Source organism: Acinetobacter sp. H1(2024), assembly GCF_046557555.1.
Classification (GTDB): domain Bacteria; phylum Pseudomonadota; class Gammaproteobacteria; order Pseudomonadales; family Moraxellaceae; genus Acinetobacter; species Acinetobacter seifertii.
On record NZ_JBKGFO010000011.1, the window covers coordinates 26,565 to 48,757 of the forward strand.

Sequence of the window (22,193 nt, forward strand, 5' to 3'; positions counted from 1 at the left end):
CTTAGCCAAGATTTAAACGGTATAACGTTTACTTAGTCCCCATTCTGCCAAAATCCGTCGATAAGTCGTTGATGAACGGTCTGCTTCAAAATGTGCCTCCATCATTAAATCAAGCGGAAGGTCTTCCGGCTTTTGTGATTCGACCATGTCTTGGTCTTCAGCAAAAATTTGCGCATTAAATGCATATACCTTTTCTAAATCGCCAGTTTGGTCAAAGTTACGCGTGAGTGGAACAAATAAACGGGTTTTGTTGCTTGAGATAGGACAGCAGGCATTTAAGATTTTTAAGACCCCACCTTCTGGAAAATCGACCGTAAGCACGGCTGAAAAAGGCGGATAGACATCAAAGGTACGCTTCCATAAAAAACCTTCTGGTTCGAGATGTTTTAGCTCATGCGGATAATTACTGACATTGCTGATATAGACCGTTTTTAAGCCATATTCGGTACGTTCAGTGTGGTATTTAGGGACAATGGGATTATCGCGACTGGCAAAGGCATTGTGATGTACCCAAGCAAAATGTGCGACATCGATAAACCCTTCAAGTTGACGTCCGCTAGAACCACCAATATCAACAAAAGGCGGTAAAATTGATTGATGCTCTGCATGGTCCCAAGTATCTAATACAGGAATATTAGTTTTAGCAACATCACGGCTATGAATGCTGGTCCAAATCAAGCCATAACGTTCAACAACCGGAAATTTGGTTAGAGAAAAACGATCCGAAATTTTGGTTAACTCGGGTTGAGCTGGTATTTGGGTACATTTCCCTTCAGTGTTATAGCGTAGACCATGATAAGGACACACAATTTCTTCACCATCGACCCAACCTTTGGTTAAAGGAACGCCACGATGTGGGCAAATGTCTCGCACCAGATGAATTTCACCACTTTCTGTCTTATATAAAGCCATGTTGACGTCTAGTAATGTAACTCGTTGAGGTGCTGTGGAGACATCTTGAATACGCGCAACTGGATACCAGTGAGTAGATAAAATTTCCCAATCTTTTGCTTCAAAGCTGCTGTTACATGGCATCGCAAGTGGCGTTAAAGTTGGAATCGCATTCATGGCATCTCTCCTTAAAAAAATCAGGGCTCTTTCGAGCCCCTAAAATCTAGGCTTTTTTCTTTTTAGGAGATGCAAAGAGCTTGCCAATATTGATTTTTAATAAAGAAATTAAGAGTAAAATTATTAAAATACATGATTTTATGGAATTTTATTTTTGAATTTTTGTTCTAAATTAGATTTGAAAATGAAAGTGTATTATGCGTTTTATACTTAAAGTGCACTGATTGATTGCACGCAAGACCCAATAAAAAAGCACTTAAAAAGTGCTTTTTTATATATCGATGCGCTTATCACTCGACAAAATAATGTGCTGCAAAGTGAGCATCATTACCAATGATGTCATAACAATCTTCACGAATAGACATGCCTGCACATTGATGTCCAACCATCCATAAACCGAGTGTAGGCAGTTGTCCTGAAAATAATGGGGTATCTACCCATTTCTGTACGACATAACCATATTTGTCATAGTCATCAAAATAAAAGCTACCAGAAGCCGCGCCTTGGTCATGGCCGTCTTGTAAAACTCGGATATTCGCCCCTTCCCTTGCCAAAATTGGCTTTTTCACCCATTTACCGGACAAAGCTTGTTGCGGGTCATAGGTATGGGTTTCGACCAATAATGGATGGTTTGGATAACGCTTCCAAAGCTCAACCAAAATCGCTTTATTTGAAAGTAACATTTTCCAGCAAGGTTCAATCCACTGTGTTTGTGGATGGATATATTGAGAAAATGCTTCTTCCCAGATCCATTCCCATGGATAGAGTTTAAATATGTTTTGAATAGGCTGATTATGAAGATCGACAAAATCTTGCCCGTTCCAACCTATGTTTTCCATAGAAAGCTCGGAAACTTGTAGATGAGCTTGGTAAGCGGTATCCATCAAATACTCTAAATTGCCCCAGTCTTCTCTTCCCGCTTCCTGACTGGCAGCAAAATGCACATGGCTGCCACGCGGTAAAATTGTCTTCCAGCGTTTAATCAGATCTTCATGAATGCTATTGAACTGATCTCGATTTGCAATGCCCGAGACTTGTTCTATCCACAGCCACTGTGCGACAGAGGCTTCGAGTAAGCCAGTCGGTGTATCGGCGTTATATTCCAGCATTTTGATATTTCGCCCATCGTAAGCGAAATCAAAGCGGCCATACAGCATCGGAGCATTTTGTTTCCATGAGTGTTCAATATGGTTTATGGCGACTTCAGGAATTTGAAAATAAGCAGGATAATCGCCCCGTTGAATGAGATCTCCTACTACCGATAAACACATCTGATGCAGTTCATTTGCTGCATCTTCAAGTTGTTCAATCTGTTTAAGGGTAAACTCATACGCAACCCCTTCAGACCAGTAAATTGAGCCATCGAGAGAAGGTAAATTAAAATAATCAAAACCAATATTTTGATGCTCCACTTGCCAGTCTGGTCGTGGAGTAAATATTTTTCTTTTCATATTCAGTGAATGCCTAAGACTTAGCCGCCGAAAGAAAAACCGCTACGACCAAAACCCCCACGAATTGGGGATGAAGAAGATGCGCTTTTCGCCGTACTTGAAATAATGGGACGATCTACACTCAAATTGCTGTAAGGATGTAAGGTATTTCCGCGAAAAGAAACTTCCCGATTATTTCGATAATACGCAGGACCTAAATAGCGGCTACCGACATAGCTAGAACCATGTCCACTTGAGCTATTTTCTTGTTTACATGTTTCATTATTCCAGTCGCGAGCACAGTCATATTGGTTGTTATATACATCTTGTACTAAAGGACCATCATTATGGCTACATGCCGTGAGTAATAAAGGGACCACGACAAGATTAATTTTTTTAGAACGCATGAGACTCCACACATTTTAATAAGTATGTTCGGCATAAAAAACCGAATCGCTGTTATCTATTATGTTTCTGATTAGGAAAGATAAATTTTAGGTTGGCATATGATATTAATCTGCTTTTTTAAAGTACAGCCTATTTTAAAGATTTAAATGACAAGACATCTCACGTGTAGATGCCTTGTTGTGATGAGTTAAGACTGCAATTGCTTTTTGTTGTGTCGTAAAGAGAGATAAGCAGTAATTGCTAACACTATTACGATAAAGCTTAACGAAATCCAGATTGGCATGTGGAATACATCAAGCAACAACATTTTCGCACCAATGAACAATAAGATAATGCCTAAACCATATGGTAAGTAATGCAGTTTAGAAGCAGCGCCAGCAAGTAAGAAGAACATTGCGCGTAAACCTAAAATTGCCATTAAGTTCGCCGTTAAAACAATAAATGGATCACTCGTTACTGCGAAAATAGCAGGAATAGAATCTACCGCGAAAATGACATCTGAAGCTTCAACCAAAATCAACACTAGAAATAACGGCGTTGCCCACAATAAACCATTTTGACGTACAAAGAATTTGTCACCTTCAAGCTGCGGCGTAATACGCATGTGCTTACGTAGCCATTTTAAAACTTTGATATCTTCGATATTGGTTTGTTCTTCTTGGCCTTTTAAGAATTTGAAACCTGTATATACCAAGAATGCACCGAAAATATAAAGTACCCAAGAGAACTCTTGTACGAACCATGCACCAATAAAGATAAAAAGGGTACGTAGTACGATTGCGCCTAATACGCCGTAGAGCAAAATTTTACGTTGTAGCGCAGCTGGAATAGCAAATGCCGCAAAAATCATTAACCAGACGAAAACGTTGTCAATTGCGAGAGACTTTTCAAGTAAGTAACCTGCGAAGTATTCCATGGTTTTTTGATTTGCTAGGGTCACCCCAACTGTTTGTTGGAGATAAAGCCATAAACCACCACCAAATAAGACCGCGACGCTTACCCACGCCACGCTCCAGTACGCAGCTTGCTTAATTGAGACATCTTGACCTTGCTTTTGCTTAAAGCCTAAAAAGTCCACTAAAAGCATGACAATGACAATGCCAAAGAATGCTATGTACAGCCATAGATTGCCGATTGTTTCCATAAATCCTCCCTACATCCGGCAATTGGGCATAAAAAAACCTCGACCAGTTGCCAGATGAATTAAAACATCTGTATCAACATGATCAAGGTCTTGCCTACATCATGAATTTCACGATGCTCAGATACCGACTTTTTAATAAAAGTGTATTGACGATATCTGACACATAACATTGCTGTTATGTTTGGAGGAGGCTACTCCCCTTGTCAAACTAAATTCTGTATTGGATAAAACCTATCCAATTACACATAGAATGGCAGATTTTTTTGTATTACGCAACTGAACTTAATGTCGTGGTTTTAATATAAAAAAATCTACGGATTATTTAATCAAACCGCGGTCTAAAAGCGGTTTGCATATAATTTGGTAAAGGTGAATAAAGAATGCGGTCAAACTTGTACCGTAAGCATTCCAGAAGTAATAACCTGCCGTATTGACCAGTAGCGCAACAATAAAAGCCCCCAGCATGTCTAAAGGGAAATGCACACCTAAATAAATACGTGACCACGCTACCACAAATGACAAAAATAACAGAATGATTCCAATCATTTTGCGCTGAGCAAACAAATAAGACAGGGCTATGGTGCTGAAAATCAGCATATGATTACTTGGAAAAGATGCTGTTGGTGCATGTTCAATAAACGTGGTGCCCACACCCATCACAAATGGTCTTGGATGATGATAAAACAGAGAAATAACATAACCCACTAAAAGTGATATGCAGGTTAAAAAGACAGATTTAATGACCCTATTTTTTAAATCTTGATCGCCGTAGAACCATAAAAATGTAAGGATGAATAAAAGAATATAGAGGAGATCATTAGCAAAAAAGATAGCAAGGCGAATGATAAATTGACTCGCATCCTGAGCCCCATTAATCACATGGAATAAGCTAAGGTTGAGTGTTTCTAAAGACATTCATATTCCAAACAAGAACAAAAAACGTGGGCTATGATAAAGAATTAAGCGTGTTGTCTTGATAAAGAATTGTCACAAAAATGAAATATAGTTTGTTTGTGACTAAACATTAAACAGCAGACCTAAATAATTTTTAATGCGTGATCTGGTGGTTAATATTAAAGTGTTAACGTGTTGGCACTTTATTCGAGAACGTTATTTTATGACTACTCAAGAAAAACAGAAAAAATTAAGTTTGAGGCCTTTATCTCCAAGAGATCCTAAACAGCCGCATAGAGCAGCAACTCCCCTCGAATTATTGTTCGATTTAATTTTTGTGGTCGCGATTGCAACAGCCGGTCAGCAGTTACACCACGCGATTATTGAAAATCATCTCTGGCATGCACTGCCAAGCTACCTAATGGTGTTTTTTGCGCTGTGGTGGGCATGGATGAATTTTTCATGGTTTGCCTCAGCTTACGATAATGATGATGCATTGTATCGGTGCCTTACCTTTGTACAAATTGTAGGTTCATTGGTGATGGCCGCAGGTATTCCTGATGTGTTCCGTAGTCAGGACTTCGACATCATTATTGTGGGCTATGTGATTATGCGCTTGGCTTTAGTCTCACAGTGGCTCCGAGCAGCAAAACATGATCCTGAACGGCGAGTTACGGCTTACCGCTATGCGATCGGTATAGTCTTGGTACAAATTGGCTGGCTTGTGGCTAACTTTGCTCATGTACTTTCAATACCTCTATTTTTATGTCTGGTTGTGCTCGAGTTATTTGTTCCGATCTATGCAGAAAAACATTCGCCTACGCCGTGGCATCCTCATCATATTGTAGAGCGCTATGCCTTACTCACGATTATTGTTTTAGGCGAATCAATCGTAGGTAGTTTTAATGCCATACGTGATGCGCTTGCGGCTCAATCTATCAATATTCCTGCCGTTTTCTTAATGATTGGAGGATTGATGCTCATGTTCGCAATGTGGTGGGCTTACTTTGATCGCAGTGAACAGCATCATCATTTTAAAGGTGTGCGTCCATTTGTATGGGGTTATGGTCATTATTTTGTTTTTGTGAGTATTGCTGCGGTAGGTGCTGCGCTTGCCGCCGCCGTGGATGTCACGACCCATCATGCACATATTTCTGATTTATATATGGGTGTAATTGTCGCAGTGAGTGTGGTGCTTTATACCACTTGTATCTGGATGTTATACGAGTTTGAATGTTTAACCGGAATTTCTAAATGGTTTTATCCTATTACTGCACTCATTATTTTATGTATTCCATTTATTTGTAATAACGTGGGATATAGCGTATTTGCTATGGGTATTGTCTATACTTTACGTTTATTCATCTCGAATAAATTTATAGAAGATATAGAGCCAAAGCAGGTTTAAAAACCATTAAACTAAAAAAACGGGTTTCATATAGAAACCCGTTTTTTTATTAAATCATCTAGAGAGAAAGTTAAGCAGCTTTTGCTTTTAATGCGCTTATAAGTTTTTGATGTAAGCCACCAAAGCCGCCATTAGACATAATCACAACAGCATCGCCCTCACCTGCTTCATTAACAATACGGTTAATAATTTCATCAAGTGAACGGCTGACTTGAGCGCGGTTTGAAGCAGCTTCAATTACAGGTTGTAAATCCCAGTCTAAACCTTCTGGCTGGTACCAGATAACGTCATCTGCTAAGCGTGCTGAATGCGCTAAGCCATCCTTATGGCTGCCCATACGCATGGTATTTGAACGCGGTTCAATAATAGCCCATAAACGGCGTTCACCTAAGCGTTTGCGTGCGCCATCTAAAGTGGTGTCAATTGCTGTTGGATGGTGAGCGAAGTCATCATAAACCTCAATACCATTGACTGTACCGAGTAACTCCATACGGCGTTTTACACCGCCAAAGTTAGATAAAGCTTCACAAGCCGTTTCAAGTGCAACACCCACATGTTGAGCTGCTGCAATGGTTGCCAAAGCATTAGCTACGCTATGTTGCCCTGTCATAGACCATTTCACTTCACCAACGGCATTACCATTTTCGAGGACTTTAAAATGGCTGCCATCAATTGAAATTAATTCGGCAGACAATGCAGCTTTTTCATTTGCTTCTAAACTTGTACGGATCACTGGCGTCCAGCAACCCATTTCAAGCACTTCATCAATATGAGTTTCAGTAATTGGCGCAATAATACGGCCTTCACTTGGAATGGTACGAACAAGATGATGGAACTGTTTTTGAATCGCTGCTAGGTCATCAAAAATATCGGCATGGTCAAATTCAAGGTTATTTAAAATTGCCGTTTTTGGATGATAATGAACAAACTTAGAACGTTTATCAAAGAAAGCTGAGTCATATTCGTCGGCTTCAACGCAGAAGTATTTACCACCGCCTAAACGAGCGCTTTCACTAAAACCCAGTGGTACACCACCAATTAAAAAGCCTGGGTTTAAACCAGCCTGATCAAGTACCCAAGCGAGCATAGTTGTTGTGGTTGTTTTTCCATGCGTACCCGCTACACCAAGCACATGTTTACCTTGTAAAACATGATCTGCAAGGAACTGTGGACCAGAAATATATGGCAGGCCTTCATTAAGCATATATTCCACGGCATCAATACCACGTTTCATGGCGTTGCCGACAATAACCAAATCTGGATGAGGCTGTAAATGGCTACGGTCATAGCCTTGCATGAGTTCAATACCTGCGTTTTCTAACTGGGTAGACATTGGCGGGTAAACGTTTGAATCGGAACCTGTTACCTTATGTCCTAAATCACGAGCTAAAAGTGCTAAAGAGCCCATAAAAGTGCCACAAATACCCAAGATATGCAGATGCATTGCTCGCCTTCTCCACTGCTTTTGTACACAGTATAAATATGATTTACTGTGGTTTCATTATTGATAAATTTGCCAGCAACGATAGCAAGGCTCAACTGGAAAAGATAGTCAAAATTCGTTGTTGTTCTATGTGTTTGAGATGCCTATAAACGGACAGCTTTATTTTTTAGATTTAAGCTGAATTACAGTTTTATCTTTTATAATATTTTTGATCCATATTAATACTTATATCATCGTAATGATGAAGGATGTGCCTTTGAGCCCAACGGTTTTAGCTTTTGTGCTATTAATTATTTCGAACTGTTTTATGACACTTGCATGGTATGGGCATCTTAAGTTTTTGCACCATGCTCCATTCTGGCAAGCGATTTTATTCGGTTGGATTATTGCCCTACTGGAATATAGTTTTATGATTCCAGCAACTCGAATCTTGAGTGATCAAAACTGGACCTTGGGTGAAATGAAAATTACCCAAGAAGTGGTTACGCTTATTGTATTTGTGCCATTTATGGTGTTGCTGTTTAAGCAGCCGTTTAAATTAGACTATGTTTGGGCCATGTTATGCCTGTTTGGCTGCGTCTATTTTGTATTTAGAAGCCAGTAAAATTATTTGAAATCGGGTTTTCAGACAGATCGTTGTTAAATCCATCGGATTCATGCTTTTTCCTCATAAACTTGGGCTTTGGGGTGAGTGAAAAAACAGCTATAATATTGGCCTCATCTTTTTCTCTCATGCTTGGCTTGGTACAAGTCGAGTTTTTACCATTTTTACGCTTTGGAAATGCCAATGAACGCGGTCGCAACAGATACCCAACCTTTAGTCGGAATTATCATGGGTTCCCAGTCCGATTGGGCAACGCTTGAACATACTGCCAATATGCTTAAACAGCTTGGTGTCCCATTTGAAGCGGAAGTGGTATCTGCTCACCGTACGCCAGACCGTTTATTTGAATATGCAGAAACTGCGCGTGATCGTGGTATTCAAGTGATTATTGCTGGTGCTGGTGGTGCTGCGCATTTACCAGGTATGTGTGCTGCAAAAACTGACTTACCTGTGTTGGGTGTACCAGTTAAATCATCAATTTTAAATGGTGTAGATTCATTACTTTCAATCGTACAAATGCCAGCAGGTATCGCAGTGGGTACTTTGGCAATTGGTCCGGCTGGTGCGACTAATGCTGCGATTATGGCTGCTCAAATCTTAGGTTTAACTCGTCCTGAAATCGCAAAAAATGTTGCTGATTTCCGTGCTGCACAAACTGATAAAGTTGCAAGCAACAACATTCCGGGACAAGTTTAAGAGGCTGAAATGGATAAAACTATCGGTATTTTTGGTGGTGGACAATTGGGCCGTATGATGGCGCAAGCAGCTTTACCATTAAATATTCAATGTACTTTTTTTGAAGCAAATACAGATTGTCCCGCAGGTGTTTTAGGTCAAGTTTTTTCTAGCCAAGATGAACAAGGTTTAAAGCAGTTTATTGAAAGTGCTGATGTTTTCAGTCTTGAATTTGAAAATACGCCCGTTGCGGACGTAGATGTTTTGACTCAAACCAAAACATTGCACCCTCCCCGTATTGCTTTAGCAACTGCGCAAAATCGTTTATCAGAAAAAGCATTGTTTGATGAACTTGCGATTCCTGTTGCGCCGTATCGTGCTGTAGATAGCTTAGAAAGCTTGAAAAAAGCTGTTGCTGAACTTGGTTTGCCGATTGTACTTAAGACGGCAACTGGTGGATACGACGGCAAAGGTCAGTTTGTACTTCGTTCAGAAGACCAAATTGATACTGCTTGGGCAGAGCTTGGTCCTGCAAAAAGCTTAGTTGCTGAAAGTTTTGTGAAGTTTTCTCGCGAAGTTTCGATTATTGCAGTACGTGGTCAAAATGGTGAAGTAAAAACTTGGCCATTGGCTGAAAACCACCATCACAATGGTATTTTGTCGCACTCAATCGTACCTGCACCGAATAGTGAAGCTCTACAACCTGTTGCTCAAGACTACATTACGCGTTTGTTAAATCATCTCAACTATGTAGGTGTGCTAACTCTCGAGCTATTTGTGACAGAACAAGGCTTATGTGCGAATGAGATGGCACCACGTGTACATAACTCAGGTCACTGGTCAATTGAAGGCGCCGTATGTTCACAGTTTGAAAACCATGTTCGAGCTGTTGCAGGGTTACCATTAGGTTCAACAGACGTTGTTCGACCAACGGTTATGATCAATATTATTGGTCAGCATCCTAAAACTGAAGATGTTTTAGCACTACATGGCGCTCATCTGCACCTTTATAACAAATCAGAACGTGCTGGCCGTAAGTTGGGTCACATTACGTTAATGCCTGTGGATAGTAATGAATTGACGAATTTATGCCGTCAATTAGCGAAAATTTTGCCAGAACCACTCGCATTGACAGCTGATATGACTATTTAATTAAGTTAAAATTTCTAAAAAGCGATCTTCGGATCGCTTTTTTTATCTTTTAAATTTAAAAAATTTAAGAAGCCTAATCTTGTTCTGTTGTGGATAACTTTTATTAAGCTTTTTGAATTTAAATGAGGACTTTTATTTTGAATTTAAAAATGAAATAAGGTGTTTTAGTGGTTTTGAATTTAAAATAAGTTATCCCTAGCACCTAAAGTTTGAATTTAAATCTAGTAGATCGGCTTATGTTTGTTTTGAATTTAAAAAGATGCGTGTTATCTCGGTGGTGTTTTGAATTCAAAACAGCGCCTGATTTTTAAATTTAAAACATGTATTCATGAGTAGCTAAGGCCTTATAGTTCGTAAGGATGATGAAAAGTATAAAGAATATAGTGTGTAAGGTGGTTTAGGTGTGGGTTTTATAAGTTATCCACAGATGGATTGGGCTTATAGTTTTAAATTTAAAGAGGCATTTTGAATTTAAACTACAGGAGAGATTTCTGAATTTAAAAACCAATTAATCTTGTGTAAGAAGTTTTAAATTCAAAACTAGATGTAAAATTTGAATTTAAAACTTTGGAAATGAATTTAAAGAATTAATTATGAATTCAAATTTACGATTTCTCTCTGAAAATTTTGAGTCCATAATGGTATGGTAAAGACAAATTTAAATTTAAAAATTGAACTAGGATAATATGCGACGTTTTTCTTGTATTGTTGGGTCTATATTTTTGACAATGACTCAGGCTCAAGCAGAGCTGATAATTAATGGTTCTACTTCTACAATATCTAGTAATGCAACAGTTCCTGTAACGAATAGCAATACTTACACGCCTAATAATAATTTTCAGAGTTGTTTGGCAAATTTACGTTCGCAAGCGATTGCTGCAGGTGTTTCGGGTAGCACTTATGACCGCTATACACAAGATTTAACGCCAGACTACTCAGTAATTGATAAGTTAAATTATCAGCCAGAATTTTCGACACCGATTTGGGACTATTTATCTGGTCTTGTAGATGAAGAGCGTGTTGAGCTTGGTAAACAAAAATTAGCGCAATATCGAGATGTTTTAAATCGTGCATCTCAAACTTATGGCGTACCGCCAGAAACAATTGTGGCAGTGTGGGGCGTTGAAAGTAATTTTGGTGATATTTCTGGAAAATATCCTTTATTGCAAGCACTTGGAACTTTAAGTTGTGAAGGGCGCCGACAAAGTTATTTCCGTACAGAATTTTTTGCCACTATGCGTATTTTACAACGTGGTGATTTAACCGAAGATCAGCTTAAAGGCTCATGGGCAGGCGCATTCGGTCATACACAGTTTATGCCATCAACTTATGAACGCTTAGCTGTTGATTTTGATGGTGATGGTCGTCGTGATTTAGTCTCTAGTACAGCAGATGCATTGGCATCAACAGCTAATTTCTTGAATAAAGCTGGTTGGCAAACGGCTATGCCATGGGGCTTTGAAGTCAAAATCCCAGCAGGTATGTCAATTGATGGAGAAGGGCGTCGCTCTAAAAAATCATTGAGTAGCTGGAATGCGCGTGGAGTAACCCGAATTGATGGTACACCTTTAATTCAAGGTGCGTTGTCTGATAATACGCCTGCTGGTTTAATGGCACCAGCAGGAGCAAATGGCCCAATCTTTTTAGTTTTTAAAAATTTTGATGCTATTTATAGTTATAACGCAGCAGAAAGTTATGGACTTGCGATTGCACATTTATCTGATCGTTTAAAAGGTGGTAAACCATTCGTTGCTTCTTGGCCAACAGATGACCCTGGTACTTCACGAGCAGAACGTCGAGAAATTCAGCAGTTTTTGATTAATCGTGGTTATGATATTGGTGCTGTGGATGGTTTAATTGGTGATAAAACTCGCGTTGCTATCCGTCAGGAACAAACTCGTTTAGGTTTAAATCCAAATGGACGGGCAGGGCAACAGATTTTACGTGCATTTCGCCAAGAGCAAGCTCGAAAAATGATGCAGTAATAACGATACCAAATAAAAAGGTCTGCATATGCAGACCTTTTTATTTAGCAGTTAAACTATGAATTAATCTAGCTTTACAGCTTCCAAAATGTCCAAAATAACTGAAGTGACATCTTGGCTTAAATCACGATCATTAAAGATTTCATAAGCAGTAATAGTGACATCAGTGTCACTTGGCAACTGCTTTTGTTCTTCTTCGATTAAATGCTCGATAGGGAGTAAGGTTTGCTTAACTTCAAGATGTAAAATATCTTTATATTCAATATTTTCATCTTCAAGCTCAATTTCTTGCTCGTTAAAGTAAGGCAACAAAATAGAATGAAGGTACGGTTTAAGTTCAATAATATCAAATAGTTCGATATCTCGAGTTTGTTCAATCGTACTAATGTGGTCATTTACTTCAATCAGGATATGATAATAACTCATCTTGATCTCCATTCTATTTTAGTCAGCTCTTACAACCACAATAACATGACTTTGACATGAATTTCGATGTATCTACTTATAAAATAGATACATCATTGATGTTTCATATCTAATTATTGAGGTAAAGCGTTTAGTAGATCACGATCAGCGTCAGTTAAAACATTAGTTTTTTTATCACTGTCTTTGCGAACTGAGTACATTAAGGCACCAGGTTGATCGCTATGTTTCAAACCAAGCGCATGGCCTAACTCATGAGCAATCGTTAAACGTAAATCATCGATAGAGCTATATTCATAGATTGTGATTTGTTTACCGTTATAAATGCCTTTCTTAAATACATCAGCTTGTGCATTTTGCTTAAACTGATTTAAAGATTGATTGAACTTATCATTAATTTGGTTAAAGTGATTAACCTTTTTATTTAAGTCTGCAGCTTGTTGATTATAAGCAGCAATATCTTTCTTTAAAGCAACAGTCTGTTTCTGTAAATCTTTCTGAGTTTTACCAAGCGATTTTGCTGTGTATTCAGGTGCTAATTTACCTTGATTAAACTGCATCATTTGTTGATCAAAATTTTTCAACTTCTCATTTAAGATCTGTTTTTTGTTTTCAAGATCAGATTGAGTTTGACTTAAATTTTGCTTCAACTGTTTAATTTGTTGTTGCTCATCAATGATACGTTGTTGATCTTGTTTAAACTGAGCAGAAATTTTTTGACGCTCTGCTGAACGATTTTGGCTGTCGTCATATACAAGACGAATTTCTAACTTTGCATTTGGGTCATAAGTAAAGTAATTTTTACCTGTTCCTTCTTTCCAAATATCAGCAGCTTGCTGAGTAATCTCAAGCAATTGATCTTGACTTAAACCAAAACGAGGATCAACTTCAGCAATTTTATATGTCAAATGTTGAGCATTTTTCTGCTGAACTTGAGTATTTGCAGAAGTAGCCAAGTGAGCATTGGCCTGAAAATTAGAGAAAGCAAAAGCTAAGCCTAATAACAAAGATGTTAAGCGCATAGTCGTCAGGGGGGGAGATTTAAAAAAAAACGTATTATAAGAATATAAAGTGAAAAATCAATCAAAAAATGTACAATTTGAATAAATAAATGAGACTTTAGTCTCATTATTTTTTACCCTTTGAAAAAATCATTCATTAGTAAAATTTGATTAATTTATATTTTATTTAGTTTATTTAACTGGTTAGCTTTAATAGTTTTCACTATTTGATTTATAAAATGAGCCTAATAAATTTAGATCGGAATCTGTTAATTTGAAGTTGTGAATATCTTGCTCTTTTAAACGAGGATACATTAGAGACTTTGGGTCGGTTGTATGTTTTAGACCTAATGCATGTCCAAACTCATGAGCAAGGGTTAGGCGTAAATCATCGAATGAACTAAAACCATAAATCTGAATTTGATTATGACTGAATAAGCCCTTATGAAAAGTTTCTGGACCAACAGTCGTGGCTAAATTAATTTGTTTAATAGCTTCATTAAGTTGGTTTTGCTGTTGATTTATTTGCTTAATTTGAGAATTAAGATTTTCTATCTTATTGCTATGTTGAATAAATTTAGCTTTTAACTCTAATGATTGTTTATTTAACTGAGTTTGACGTTTGATTAAATCAACTTGATTGAATTTTCCCAAATTTCCTTGATTATAAAGAGTTACATCTTGCTGATACTGTTCAAATTTATTATTAAGCTGAAGTTTTTCTTCATTTAGAAGTACAGTTTCCTGATCTATTTGTTGTTTTAAAAAATGAATAGCTTCATTTTTCTTATGCCATTCTTTCTGTTGTTCTAATAATTTGTTTATATTACTTTTCTTTTCATTCTGAACAGCTTGATAATCATCAAATACTAAGTTAATTGTAAGCTCTGCTTGTGAGTCATAAATAAAATAAGTTTTTCCCGTTTCTTTCTGCCAGATTTCAGCAGCTTCTTGACCAATTTGTATAAATTGTTCTTTAGTAAGATGAAAACGTGGATCTATGAAATCAATCTTATATTTTAAAGGCTGATTAAAAGTAACACTTGATAAGTTGCTTTGAGCAAAAGCAACTGTGTGTAAGCTCATACTTAAGTAAAAGCTCATTCCCCACCATAGAAATTTTTTCATGGCAACATATAAATATTAATAAATTCTTATTGTTAGTGAGTAATTTAGATTCGTCAAAGTGATAAAGGAGACCAAAGAAGGCGATCATTTTGTGATCTTGCTAAAGAAACGGAATAAATAAAACTATTTATTTGGCATTAATTTTAAAATTAATGGATTTAATAACAGTGGTTTTATTTTTTAAAAAATACAATAAATAATAAATAGTTAGTTTTTATAAGTGACTATTTTGACAATAAATTATTTCAAAAAATATATAAATTGCAATTGTTATTTTTTGTAAACAATAAAAAAACCGCGCTTTCGCGCGGTCTTTTTTTAAAGAGACAAATTATTTTTTGTCGTCTTTTACTTCTGTAAATTCAGCATCTACAACGCCATCATCAGCTTTTTGTTGACCAGCTTCACCACCTTGGAATGCATTTGGATCAAAGCCTTCAGCACCACCAGCTTGTTGCGCTTGTTCATAAGCACGTTGAGTGATAGGCATCAAAATGTTTTGTAAAGCTTCAGTTTTTGCTTTGATCGCTTCAACATCATTTTCTTTAGTTGCTGCTTCAAGTTCAGAAACCGCTGTGCTTACCGCTGTTTTTTCATCTTCAGTCACTTTGTCACCAAGATCTTTAACAGCTTTATTCGAGCTTGAAATTAATGCATCAGCTTCGTTACGAGCTTTTGCAAGTTCTTCAAACTTACGGTCTTCTTCAGCATTCGCTTCAGCATCTCTAATCATCGCTTCGATTTCAGCATCAGATAAACCTGAGTTTGCTTTAATCTGAATCGATTGCTCTTTACCAGTGCTCTTATCTTTTGCAGATACTTTCAAGATACCGTCAGCGTTGATGTCAAACGATACTTCAATTTGCGGCACACCACGTGGAGCAGGTGGGATATCGCCTAATTGGAAGTTACCCAACAATTTGTTTTGTTGAGCCATCTTACGTTCACCTTGGTAAACTGAAATATCTACAGCTGGTTGGTTATCAGCAGCAGTAGAGAACACTTGTGATTTCTTCGCAGGAATCGTCGTGTTTTTCTCAATGATTGGTGTTAATACACCGCCCATTGTTTCAATACCTAAAGTTAATGGTGTTACATCAAGAAGCAATACGTCATTCTTGTCACCAGACAATACAGCACCTTGAATTGCTGCACCGATTGCAACTGCTTCGTCAGGGTTCACGTCTTTACGTGGCTCTTTACCGAAGAATTCTTGTACTTTTTGTTGTACAAGTGGCATACGAGACTGACCACCAACCAAAATTACGTCAGAGATGTCAGAAGTCGAAAGACCAGCATCTTTAAGTGCAATACGGCAAGGTTCAATTGTACGAGCAACTAAGTCAGCAACTAAACCTTCAAGTTTTGCACGAGTTACGTTGATCACTAAGTGTTTAGGACCAGTCGCATCAGCAGTGATGTATGGAAGGTTGATTTCAGTTGCATTAGATGAAGAAAGCTCGATTTTTGCTTTTTCAGCAGCTTCTTTCAAACGTTGTAACGCAAGTGGATCATTTTTCAAGTTCACACTTTGTTCTTTCTTGAATTCTTCAACCAAGTATTCAATTAATGCGTTATCAAAGTCTTCACCACCAAGGAAAGTATCACCGTTAGTTGATAACACTTCGATTTGTTGGTCGCCATCAAGGTCTGCGATTTCAATGATAGATACGTCAAAAGTACCACCACCTAAGTCGTAAACTGCAACTTTACGGTCGCCTTCTTTTTTGTCCATACCGAACGCAAGAGCCGCAGCAGTTGGTTCGTTAATGATACGTTTAACATCTAAACCAGCGATTTTACCCGCATCTTTAGTTGCTTGACGTTGAGCATCGTTAAAGTAAGCAGGAACGGTAATTACCGCTTCAGTTACTGTTTCACCTAAATAATCTTCTGCAGTTTTTTTCATCTTTTTCAAGATTTCAGCAGAGATTTGTTGAGGCGCTAATTTTTTGTCGTTTACTTCAACCCAAGCATCACCGTTGTCTGCTTTGATGATTTTATACGGTACAAGACCAATGTCTTTTTGTACTGCTTGATCTTCATAACGACGACCAATTAAACGCTTGATTGCGAATAATGTATTTTTAGGGTTTGTTACTGCTTGACGCTTAGCGCTTTGACCAACCAAGATCTCGCCATCTTTATAAGCAATGATCGATGGAGTTGTACGTGCGCCTTCAGCGTTTTCGATTACTTTTACTTTATCGCCTTCAAGTACAGCAACACATGAGTTGGTAGTACCTAAGTCAATACCAATAATTTTCGCCATTTGGTGTGTTCCTCTAAAATTCTGTTGCAATGTTTTTGCTTGTTATTCGATATGAGAGTCAATCGGTTTTTTTCAAGCATTTTTATGAAAAAAAAATCAAAAAACTCTCAAATTTTGTGCTTTTAGCGAAGCGATGCTTCGCTTTTGCTCATTTTATTGACCAACCATAACCATAGCAGGGCGCAACAAGCGACCATTTAAGGTATAGCCTTTTTGTAAAACGGTGCCGATTTCATTTGCTTTGGCATTTGGATCAATACCAACAGCTTGGTGTAAATCTGCGTTGAAACCATTTTGAGTATCAGCTTCTACAACGCCAAATTTCTCAAGAGTCGTTAACAATGACTTCAAAGTTAACTTAACACCTTCAAGTACTGGTGTTTCTTCACCACCAGCAGCCAGAATTGCACGTTCTAAATTGTCGACAGAGTCCAACAATTCTTTTGCAAATTTTTCAAGCACAGTTTCTTTATGCTTCTCAGACTCACGTTGAATACGCTCTACACTTTTTTGTGCTTCATAAACTGCATTTGCTGTACGAGCTTTTTCCAGCTTAAGATTTTCTTCTAGTTTAGTGATTTGCGCTTGTAAAGATTCAACGGTAACGTCGTTTGCTTGCTCTACACCTTCAGCTTGAGTTTGCTCGTTAGATTGCTCAGCTTGCTCATTTTGAATGTCTTGAGCTTGCTCATTTTGCTCATTAGCCATTGATGATCTCCGTTTAAATGGGTTTTTAAACATGTACAGTCCTTTTTGGCATCAGTATTTACTGTGTAAAACCTGAACTGCCATGCATATGCTGTAATTCATTAATAGGGATGAAGTATGGGCATTGCCTAAAAATTCAAGCGTACACGGCAATTTAAAGCTTTTAATTTTGCGGTTTTAAGTAAAAATCTAAATTTTCGATCATAAAAGCAATAAATTCTTGAGTAATTCGAGGTAAATGTTGTCTAGAGGCATACACGATCGACAAGCTTAGTTCAGGAGCCATAAAATTTTTAAATAAAGCGGTTAGACGTTTTTCTTTTAAATCTTTTTCAACTAATAATGACGGTAACATCGCGACTCCCTGTGCATGTAAACACATATCGTAAAGCGCATTTACATCATTACTTTTAAAAGTCACATTCAAAGGATAGTTCTGAGGTTGTTGTTCATTATCAAACAGTGTCCAGTATTGGTGCTGACTATGATGAGCAATACATTCATGCTGAATCAGTTGACGAGGATGGAGCAGGGGACTGTGTTGTTTTAAATAATCTGGATGAGCACAGAAAACGGACTCGATCTGACAAACTGGTCGTGCAATTAAACCATCGGCTACCTTTTGGGTAATACGTAACGCTAAATCCACTTGTGCATCTATAAGATCCATAGTGTTTTCAGTCAAATAAACATCAAAATTAATATGCGGATGTTGACGTTTAAATTGGCGAATACATTCTGCTACTCCAAGTTCAAACAAAAATAAACCGCATGTAAAACGGATTGTACCGTTATGTTGCTCAGGTGCTGCGAGCTCTTGTAAAAGTTGTTGTTGTTGTAAAATATTTTCACAGTAGAGCAGAGCTTTCTCACCTGCGGGAGTGAGGGATATTTTTCGGGTATTTCTCTGAAAAAGTCGAGTTGAGAATGTATGTTCAAGGTGCTCAAGATAACGTGAAACCATGGCGCGAGAATAATTAAGATGTTCTGCGGCTTTGGTCAAATTGCCATGTTGTGCAATAGAAACAAAGACCTGAATCGCTTTTAAAGTATCCATATGTCTAGCTATTATTACAATATATGCAACAGTTTATCTTAAATTAGTGCATTTATCTTACATAAATTGCAATTTAAAGTGTTCTTCATGAAACAGGAGAATACCTAATGAAACTATTTAAATTAACCGCTTCGGCGCTTACTACTGCAACGGCATTAACTATGGCTCAGTCAGCTTTTGCTCAAGACCTAAAAATCCAGAGTTTTCTGGCTAAACCCGAACATTTTGGCGTGACGTCTACTTTAATTGAAGGCGATAAAGAAGTTCTATTGGTTAATGCGCAATTCTCAAAATCTGAAGCATTGCGCATTGCCGCAAATATTCTAGATAGCGGTAAAACGTTAAAAACCATTTTTGTAAGCTATGGCGACCCAGACTATTACTTTGGTTTAGATGTATTTAAACAGTATTTCCCGAATGTACAGATTATTGCCACTCCAGAAACAGTAAAGCATATTCAGGATACTCAAGCGCTTAAAGTTAAATATTGGGGACCACAAATGGGTGCAAATGCACCTAGCCAAATTATTGTGCCTCAAGCTTATACAGCTAAAACTTTAAAACTTGAAAATGAATCAATCGAAATTAAAGGTAAAAAAGAACTTACCTATTTATGGGTACCATCTGCAAAAGCAGTAGTAGGGGGAATCCCTGTGTCTTCAGGCATTCATTTATGGATGGCCGATACTCCTAAAACTAAAGATCGTGCGGAAGTTATTCAATCCTTAGAAAGTATCAAAGCCCTTCAGCCTAAAATTGTTGTGCCTGCACATATGGTTGAGGGAGCTCCCCAAGGTCTCGATGCGGTCAATTTCTCGATTAACTATTTAAATAGTTATGAAAAGGCAGCTAAAGCAACTAAAAACTCTGCTGAGTTGAGCAAAGTTATGCAAAAGCAATATCCAACTCTTCAAAGTGTTGATAGCTTAGAGTTAGGGGCTAAAGTTGTAAAAGGTGAAATGCAGTGGCCATAATTTAACGTTTAAGCCATATTCACTTTCAAAAAAGTCGCGATCATTCGCGGCTTTTTTATGAGTAAACCACTTTTAAGGGTAAAAAAGCTCTGTAACAGTCTACGTACCTTATATAGCGTTTCTATAAATGGAAAAATTTTAAATATAAGGGCTCAGCAGAATAAAAAGAAAAAATTGATAAAATTAAACAAATGGTTATCTATGGTTTAATTTATAAAATAGATTGGTCAGATTAAAAAATTGAATTTAATAAAAAATTGCAGAATTTGTACTTCTATTACTAGAAAAGACAACCAATGATACGCACGCCAGAAAAAAAAATTGTGAATTATAGGCAGCGCGAAGATGAACTTTGCATTTAAACGTTTGTCGTAATGAAAGGAAAGTGATTATGAAAAAATTAGGTCTTATCTCTGTAGTGCTTGCTGGTGTCGCTTTTACAGCTGTTGGTTGTGCATCTGAAGCTGGTTTAAACGCATCAGGTTCTGCTCAAACAAGTGCTAGCCCATCTGGGGTACAAGCAGGTGCTGGTATTGATGCAGGTGTTTCTGGTCAAGCACAACCAGGTCAAGTAGATGCTGGTGCTTCTGGTTCAGTTTCAGGTTCTGCAACTGCTCAGTAATTTGCTGCTAAAAATAAGAGATATGAGTTTATAGAACATATATGTTCAAGATGCCAATACATGTATGAAATGAGCTGCTACTCATTTTTCTATAGATTAGAGAGAATTTATATTCCTCAAAAAAGCCCCAAAAGACTTATTTCTTTGGGGCTTTTTATATAGTAGTAAGTTTAGTCATCATGACGATAATCTCTGCGATCATGATCTCGATCTTCTACCCGTTTTTTATCCCAGTCACGGTGTCTTTTATCCCATTCACGACGATCTTTTTCTTGTTCACGAATATCTTTACGTTGTTGTTCATATACTCGTTGACGCTCTTCCCAACGCTTCCTTTCCCAATCATTATATCGACGTTGATCATCACGATCATAGCGGCGATCATGGTCATGGTAAACGTATCCGCCACCACGATAATAAGGATCATCTGGGTAAGCAACACAGCCTACAGTTAAAAGACTGGTTGCTAACATAGTAACAACTAGTTTTGCTGACATAGCGGTACCTCTTTTTGTCTGTTAACAATAATTGGCAAAAAAGTCCTGTTTTAATCGACAGATTTGTTAATGACATTTGCTATAAATCAGATTAGCGTAGATTGGTTTTTACCTTTGTATCTTGATTGCATGAGTTGTATGCGAATATAGTCAAACAACAAAGAATTCTGTAGAAAATATGAAGGATAAGAGGGATTCAAGGAGACATGCATGACAGCATTTAATCAAAAAATTCAAACATTGCTAGATAAAGGGCAAGGCCCTGCCGCTCGAGCACTCGATAGGTTGCCTCGACTAGCCCAAGAGTCTCTTGCGAAAATTTTAGGATATTCTTATCAGTATCCAGATCTCGATTCATTTACTAAATGCATGATGGCTGTGCAAATTAAACAGGGGAAAGAGGGCTTTATTGGCTCTGACCCCATTCAATCAAGAAGAATGTTTGATGCACAAATGCAGGCCATACGCCAAAAACCAACTTATATTGATTCAGTAGAGGATCTTCGCCTACCACTACAAAGCGGTACAATCTTTGCCAGACATTATCATCCTGCTCCTAACAAGAAACTGCCATTAATTGTGTTTTATCACGGAGGTGGTTTTGTCGTAGGCGGTTTAGATACTCATGATGAGGTTTGTCGTTTATTAGCTAAATATGCAAAAGTACAGGTACTCAGTATCGACTATCCTCTTGCTCCAGAAGTTTCACCACAACATTTAATTCAGTCATGTGAAGATGCATTGGCATGGGTTTATCAAAACCGCAGACAATTAAAAATTTTAAAAAATAGAATAGCGGTCGCAGGGGATAGTGCTGGAGGAAATATTAGTACTGTTGTAGCGCAAAGATCAGTAAATAAAGCTTATGCTCCGCAAGCACAATTACTTATTTATCCAACAGTGGATTTCAAAAGCAGACATCCTTCTTTTTATGCTTATAACGAAGGGTTGGTTTTAACAAATACCGATATTGATTACGTCACACAATATTATGCAACTCAGCATAATGTAGAACTTGACGATCCAATTATTTCACCTACCTATGGCAATCTAAAGAAAAATCCACCAGCTTTTGTGATTACAGCCGGACATGATGTCTTACATGACGAAGCAAAAATATATAGTCATAAGTTAAGACAAAATGGCGTGAAAATGCATTACGAAGAATTTCCGGAACAGACTCATGGTTTTATTAATCTGACACCAATTTCTAGAAAAGCGAAACGCCATACTATCGAAATTAGTAAAAACTTTAGAAAATTCTGGGATAAAAATAGTTAAACAAACACAATAATCCAT

The 22,193-nt window shown here is 37.6% G+C and carries 19 protein-coding genes and 2 pseudogenes; 8 read left to right on the forward strand and 13 right to left on the reverse strand.

Annotation, left to right across the window (positions count from 1 at the left end; all coding sequences use genetic code 11):
* Positions 1-12 precede the first annotated feature (12 nt).
* The 5 genes from ACLCEG_RS18825 to ACLCEG_RS18845 form a co-directional block, all read right to left on the reverse strand.
* Positions 13-1,068, reverse strand: coding sequence for a Rieske 2Fe-2S domain-containing protein (locus ACLCEG_RS18825; protein WP_410568771.1), 1,056 nt, complete (start codon positions 1,066-1,068; stop codon positions 13-15).
* Between the two features lie 290 nt (positions 1,069-1,358).
* The gene (locus ACLCEG_RS18830) at positions 1,359-2,519 is read right to left on the reverse strand and encodes a glutathionylspermidine synthase family protein (protein ID WP_410568773.1); all 1,161 of its coding nucleotides are present in this window, start codon (positions 2,517-2,519) and stop codon (positions 1,359-1,361) included.
* Positions 2,520-2,539: 20 nt separating this feature from the next.
* Positions 2,540-2,905: a hypothetical protein gene (locus tag ACLCEG_RS18835; RefSeq protein ID WP_410568775.1), complete on the reverse strand. Its 366-nt coding sequence runs from the start codon at positions 2,903-2,905 to the stop codon at positions 2,540-2,542.
* Between the two features lie 188 nt (positions 2,906-3,093).
* Complete coding sequence (locus ACLCEG_RS18840; protein ID WP_410568777.1) at positions 3,094-4,050, reverse strand: TerC family protein; 957 nt, start codon at positions 4,048-4,050, stop codon at positions 3,094-3,096.
* A 318-nt stretch (positions 4,051-4,368) separates the two neighbouring features.
* The gene (locus ACLCEG_RS18845) at positions 4,369-4,965 is read right to left on the reverse strand and encodes an undecaprenyl-diphosphatase (RefSeq protein WP_004706173.1); all 597 of its coding nucleotides are present in this window, start codon (positions 4,963-4,965) and stop codon (positions 4,369-4,371) included.
* Positions 4,966-5,101: 136 nt separating this feature from the next.
* On the opposite strand from ACLCEG_RS18845, the gene ACLCEG_RS18850 reads away from it, so the two are divergent.
* Positions 5,102-6,352 (forward strand): low temperature requirement protein A, encoded by a 1,251-nt coding sequence (locus ACLCEG_RS18850; RefSeq protein WP_410568779.1) that lies wholly within the window; start codon positions 5,102-5,104, stop codon positions 6,350-6,352.
* Positions 6,353-6,422: 70 nt separating this feature from the next.
* Here ACLCEG_RS18850 and mpl read toward each other — a convergent pair whose 3' ends face one another.
* Positions 6,423-7,796, reverse strand: coding sequence for a UDP-N-acetylmuramate:L-alanyl-gamma-D-glutamyl-meso-diaminopimelate ligase (gene mpl / locus ACLCEG_RS18855; protein ID WP_100191594.1), 1,374 nt, complete (start codon positions 7,794-7,796; stop codon positions 6,423-6,425).
* Positions 7,797-8,037: 241 nt separating this feature from the next.
* Here mpl and ACLCEG_RS18860 point away from each other — a divergent pair, with 241 nt between their 5' ends.
* From ACLCEG_RS18860 to ACLCEG_RS18875, 4 genes are all read left to right on the forward strand, one after another.
* A complete protein-coding gene (locus ACLCEG_RS18860; protein ID WP_004711246.1) occupies positions 8,038-8,400 on the forward strand; it encodes a DMT family protein in 363 nt (120 codons plus the stop codon).
* A 183-nt stretch (positions 8,401-8,583) separates the two neighbouring features.
* The gene (gene purE / locus ACLCEG_RS18865) at positions 8,584-9,096 is read left to right on the forward strand and encodes a 5-(carboxyamino)imidazole ribonucleotide mutase (protein ID WP_000994663.1); all 513 of its coding nucleotides are present in this window, start codon (positions 8,584-8,586) and stop codon (positions 9,094-9,096) included.
* Positions 9,097-9,105: 9 nt separating this feature from the next.
* On the forward strand, positions 9,106-10,227 hold the full coding sequence (locus ACLCEG_RS18870; RefSeq protein ID WP_068934774.1) for a 5-(carboxyamino)imidazole ribonucleotide synthase: 1,122 nt from the start codon (positions 9,106-9,108) through the stop codon (positions 10,225-10,227).
* Between the two features lie 686 nt (positions 10,228-10,913).
* A complete protein-coding gene (locus ACLCEG_RS18875) occupies positions 10,914-12,212 on the forward strand; it encodes a lytic murein transglycosylase (protein ID WP_410568781.1) in 1,299 nt (432 codons plus the stop codon).
* A 63-nt stretch (positions 12,213-12,275) separates the two neighbouring features.
* Here the strand turns inward: ACLCEG_RS18875 and ACLCEG_RS18880 are convergent, their stop codons facing one another.
* The 6 genes and pseudogenes from ACLCEG_RS18880 to ACLCEG_RS18905 form a co-directional block, all read right to left on the reverse strand.
* Complete coding sequence (locus ACLCEG_RS18880) at positions 12,276-12,650, reverse strand: hypothetical protein (RefSeq protein ID WP_077164428.1); 375 nt, start codon at positions 12,648-12,650, stop codon at positions 12,276-12,278.
* Between the two features lie 101 nt (positions 12,651-12,751).
* Positions 12,752-13,764, reverse strand: a pseudogene (locus ACLCEG_RS18885) (M57 family metalloprotease).
* Between the two features lie 82 nt (positions 13,765-13,846).
* Positions 13,847-14,764: a matrixin family metalloprotease gene (locus tag ACLCEG_RS18890; protein WP_410568783.1), complete on the reverse strand. Its 918-nt coding sequence runs from the start codon at positions 14,762-14,764 to the stop codon at positions 13,847-13,849.
* Between the two features lie 331 nt (positions 14,765-15,095).
* Complete coding sequence (gene dnaK, locus ACLCEG_RS18895) at positions 15,096-17,036, reverse strand: molecular chaperone DnaK (RefSeq protein WP_019456665.1); 1,941 nt, start codon at positions 17,034-17,036, stop codon at positions 15,096-15,098.
* 153 nt (positions 17,037-17,189) lie between these two features.
* Positions 17,190-17,744 carry a nucleotide exchange factor GrpE gene (gene grpE / locus ACLCEG_RS18900; protein WP_410568785.1) on the reverse strand — a complete coding sequence of 185 codons (555 nt, stop codon included), beginning with the start codon at positions 17,742-17,744 and terminating at the stop codon, positions 17,190-17,192.
* Positions 17,745-17,872: 128 nt separating this feature from the next.
* Positions 17,873-18,801 (reverse strand): annotated as a pseudogene (locus ACLCEG_RS18905) (LysR family transcriptional regulator).
* A gap of 107 nt (positions 18,802-18,908) precedes the next feature.
* On the opposite strand from ACLCEG_RS18905, the gene ACLCEG_RS18910 reads away from it, so the two are divergent.
* Together ACLCEG_RS18910 and ACLCEG_RS18915 are read left to right on the forward strand one after the other, a co-directional pair.
* Positions 18,909-19,775: an MBL fold metallo-hydrolase gene (locus ACLCEG_RS18910; protein ID WP_004706149.1), complete on the forward strand. Its 867-nt coding sequence runs from the start codon at positions 18,909-18,911 to the stop codon at positions 19,773-19,775.
* 391 nt (positions 19,776-20,166) lie between these two features.
* The gene (locus tag ACLCEG_RS18915; RefSeq protein WP_004706148.1) at positions 20,167-20,397 is read left to right on the forward strand and encodes a hypothetical protein; all 231 of its coding nucleotides are present in this window, start codon (positions 20,167-20,169) and stop codon (positions 20,395-20,397) included.
* A gap of 170 nt (positions 20,398-20,567) precedes the next feature.
* Here the strand turns inward: ACLCEG_RS18915 and ACLCEG_RS18920 are convergent, their stop codons facing one another.
* Positions 20,568-20,894, reverse strand: a complete 327-nt coding sequence (locus ACLCEG_RS18920) for a hypothetical protein (protein ID WP_019456661.1) — start codon at positions 20,892-20,894, stop codon at positions 20,568-20,570.
* A gap of 210 nt (positions 20,895-21,104) precedes the next feature.
* Here ACLCEG_RS18920 and ACLCEG_RS18925 point away from each other — a divergent pair, with 210 nt between their 5' ends.
* Positions 21,105-22,175 carry an alpha/beta hydrolase gene (locus tag ACLCEG_RS18925; protein ID WP_410568787.1) on the forward strand — a complete coding sequence of 357 codons (1,071 nt, stop codon included), beginning with the start codon at positions 21,105-21,107 and terminating at the stop codon, positions 22,173-22,175.
* Positions 22,176-22,193: the final 18 nt, after the last annotated feature.

Coding starts and splice junctions, on each gene's coding strand:
- ACLCEG_RS18825 (WP_410568771.1), bottom strand. CDS start 1,068: ATGAATGCGATTCCAACTTTAACGCCACTTGCGATGCCATGTAACAGC.
- ACLCEG_RS18830 (WP_410568773.1), bottom strand. CDS start 2,519: ATGAAAAGAAAAATATTTACTCCACGACCAGACTGGCAAGTGGAGCAT.
- ACLCEG_RS18835 (WP_410568775.1), bottom strand. CDS start 2,905: ATGCGTTCTAAAAAAATTAATCTTGTCGTGGTCCCTTTATTACTCACG.
- ACLCEG_RS18840 (WP_410568777.1), bottom strand. CDS start 4,050: ATGGAAACAATCGGCAATCTATGGCTGTACATAGCATTCTTTGGCATT.
- ACLCEG_RS18845 (WP_004706173.1), bottom strand. CDS start 4,965: ATGTCTTTAGAAACACTCAACCTTAGCTTATTCCATGTGATTAATGGG.
- ACLCEG_RS18850 (WP_410568779.1), top strand. CDS start 5,102: ATGCGTGATCTGGTGGTTAATATTAAAGTGTTAACGTGTTGGCACTTT.
- mpl (WP_100191594.1), bottom strand. CDS start 7,796: ATGCATCTGCATATCTTGGGTATTTGTGGCACTTTTATGGGCTCTTTA.
- ACLCEG_RS18860 (WP_004711246.1), top strand. CDS start 8,038: ATGAAGGATGTGCCTTTGAGCCCAACGGTTTTAGCTTTTGTGCTATTA.
- purE (WP_000994663.1), top strand. CDS start 8,584: ATGAACGCGGTCGCAACAGATACCCAACCTTTAGTCGGAATTATCATG.
- ACLCEG_RS18870 (WP_068934774.1), top strand. CDS start 9,106: ATGGATAAAACTATCGGTATTTTTGGTGGTGGACAATTGGGCCGTATG.
- ACLCEG_RS18875 (WP_410568781.1), top strand. CDS start 10,914: ATGCGACGTTTTTCTTGTATTGTTGGGTCTATATTTTTGACAATGACT.
- ACLCEG_RS18880 (WP_077164428.1), bottom strand. CDS start 12,650: ATGGAGATCAAGATGAGTTATTATCATATCCTGATTGAAGTAAATGAC.
- ACLCEG_RS18890 (WP_410568783.1), bottom strand. CDS start 14,764: ATGAAAAAATTTCTATGGTGGGGAATGAGCTTTTACTTAAGTATGAGC.
- dnaK (WP_019456665.1), bottom strand. CDS start 17,036: ATGGCGAAAATTATTGGTATTGACTTAGGTACTACCAACTCATGTGTT.
- grpE (WP_410568785.1), bottom strand. CDS start 17,744: ATGGCTAATGAGCAAAATGAGCAAGCTCAAGACATTCAAAATGAGCAA.
- ACLCEG_RS18910 (WP_004706149.1), top strand. CDS start 18,909: ATGAAACTATTTAAATTAACCGCTTCGGCGCTTACTACTGCAACGGCA.
- ACLCEG_RS18915 (WP_004706148.1), top strand. CDS start 20,167: ATGAAAAAATTAGGTCTTATCTCTGTAGTGCTTGCTGGTGTCGCTTTT.
- ACLCEG_RS18920 (WP_019456661.1), bottom strand. CDS start 20,894: ATGTCAGCAAAACTAGTTGTTACTATGTTAGCAACCAGTCTTTTAACT.
- ACLCEG_RS18925 (WP_410568787.1), top strand. CDS start 21,105: ATGACAGCATTTAATCAAAAAATTCAAACATTGCTAGATAAAGGGCAA.